The organism is Aurantimonas sp. C2-5-R2, from assembly GCF_036549495.1.
Lineage (GTDB): Bacteria > Pseudomonadota > Alphaproteobacteria > Rhizobiales > Rhizobiaceae > Aurantimonas > Aurantimonas coralicida_A.
Map to the genome: position 1 here is coordinate 1 of NZ_JAZHLJ010000200.1, position 2,024 is coordinate 2,024.

Sequence of the window (2,024 nt, forward strand, 5' to 3'; positions counted from 1 at the left end):
CCCATGATCTGTTGCAAGGCGTCGGCCAGCCCTTCCGGCGCGTTCGGGTGGGCGGCATGGACCGCCTCGACCTTGCGCGACAGTTCGATCAGTTCGGGAATCTGGCGTCGGTGGACCTCGTGATAGCGGGTCTGGATGTGATCGATCAGAGCGGTGGTTTCCCGCGGCGCCTGCGGTGCGGCTGCGGGGTCGAGCGCCTGCAGCGCTGATTCAAGCTCGATAATGTTGAGCTTGTGCTGGTACGCCGCCTCGGTCAGCGAAACGTCGCCGTGACAGCAGAAATCGATTCCAAACCGGCGGAAGACACCGGTGGCTCCCGGAAGTTGCGCAGCGATCTCGCCGACCTTCTGGTCGTGCAGGGGCAGGGTGGTCTCCGTCATCTTCTTCTCCTTGCGTGGTGACCTGATTGAGTTGGAAGGTGTGCGGGTGTGGGGCCTCGTCGGGTTGGTGCCCCGCTTTTCGATTCCGTCGACCTGACGTGGGCTCGCTCCGCCGGTTCGGCCGCGAACGTTACGCTGGTGTAGACGGCAAGCGGCTCGACATTCCCGGCCGTGAGCGAACCGAGGAGCCGCCAGACGAAGAGCAGCGTCACCAGGGACAACCCCGGATAGCCGATGCCGGCCATCAGATAGGGAAAGATCGGGCTGCCGGTGCGGACACCAGAGAGGTCAAAGCTTAGCAATCCCAATGTAGTGAACGCACCGAAACCTCCCATACCCAGCAGCCAAAACTCCGCTTCCCAGCCGGTCGGCAATCGCTTCCAGCCGGGCCGGATGGCGTGCTTGGACCCGCCATATGCGTCCGCCCCCTTAAATCCGCGCGTCAGCGGCACCGCGGCGATGCGGATGCGATGGCCGAGCGTGAGCAGGTGGAAGACCAGAAGTCCGACGCCGATGATGAACACCTGCCCCACGACCGGAACCTGGAGCTTGGCGATCTGCATCGCGCGCGAAACATCGCCGCCGAACCAGTCCAGCCTCACCGTGCACCGCTTGCGCCCCTCTTCGCGGGGCTGACTCTTGACGCAGGTCATTGCCGGTCCTCCAGTTCCGTCTGTTCGGCCACACCAAGGCCATGCCTGGCCTCAAATCGCCATTGTGGGATCGCCGGGGTCGATCATGAACTCGACGCGGCGCACGAAGCGATCCTGCTGAGTTACATCGATGGGTGGATCGCGATCGGAAAAGGCAAGCGCGATCACTCCTGGAGCAGAGAATTGGCGCTTGCCCGGACCCATGAAACCACTCCCACAAGAGGCGAATGTCACTCGGTGTCCGGCACGCCCTCGCTGCGTCATGGGTCTCTTCTTCGCCCGGCCGCTGCATGCGGCGACCTATCCGAATGGCATCGCCAGGAAAGGCGCTCCGGGGAGAGGGCCGACGGGGTCCTTCAGCCGACGACACATCCCAACGCGAATAAAGGTATTCACAATGCATCTTTGGCGAGGCTATTGCCGACGCGGCTCAAAAGCAATACGAATGATGCATCTTTCGGGAGAAATTCGTGCGCGTCACCATGTACATCGGTTACGTCCTGCGCCGGCTCTTGTACCTGGCGCTGAAGCCCGACGGGCTGGCAACCATACAGGAGACGGCGGAAAGCCTACGACATCTCCCACAACCATCTGATCAAGGTCGCGCAGGAACTTGGCCGGGCGGGCTTCGTCCAGAACGTCCGCGGCGGCGGACTCCGTCTCAAGGGGAACCGTCGGACATCGATGTTGGCGGCTGATCCGGGCGACGGCAGAGGATTTCCGTCACATCGAGTGCTTCAATCCAGATCGGAACCAATGCATTATCATCAGCTCGTGCCGGCTGCGCGCCATGCTGTGGGAGACACTCGAAGCCAATCTCGCGGTTGCTCTGGCGGGATCACCATCGCCGATCCGATGGCGCCCAGCACCCCGCTCAGGGAAATCCTGGGCATCTCCTTGACGTCCGAGGGCATCGCGACCGAGAGACTTGCGCGAAATTGATAACGCTGATCACCCGCCGCTAAATCAAGTCCGCCTAAAGGTCTTTCGA

At 62.3% G+C, this 2,024-nt stretch carries 3 protein-coding genes; all 3 read right to left on the minus strand.

The annotated features are described in order from the left end of the window. Window positions 1-380, minus strand: a 380-nt coding sequence (locus VQ044_RS24890) for a DUF542 domain-containing protein (RefSeq protein ID WP_331827874.1), incomplete at its 3' end; no start/stop codon positions are given. Continuing rightward, window positions 377-943, minus strand: a complete 567-nt coding sequence (locus VQ044_RS24895; protein WP_331827875.1) for a hypothetical protein — start codon at window positions 941-943, stop codon at window positions 377-379. The genes VQ044_RS24895 and VQ044_RS24890, both read right to left, overlap by 4 nt. Window positions 944-1,084: 141 nt before the next feature. Further along, window positions 1,085-1,237: a hypothetical protein gene (locus VQ044_RS24900; protein ID WP_327650333.1), complete on the minus strand. Its 153-nt coding sequence runs from the start codon at window positions 1,235-1,237 to the stop codon at window positions 1,085-1,087. Window positions 1,238-2,024: the final 787 nt, after the last annotated feature.

Bases quoted from the DNA above. Each gene is read 5' to 3' on its own strand.
- VQ044_RS24900 (WP_327650333.1), bottom strand. From the start codon at position 1,237: ATGGGTCCGGGCAAGCGCCAATTCTCTGCTCCAGGAGTGATCGCGCTT.
- VQ044_RS24895 (WP_331827875.1), bottom strand. From the start codon at position 943: ATGCAGATCGCCAAGCTCCAGGTTCCGGTCGTGGGGCAGGTGTTCATC.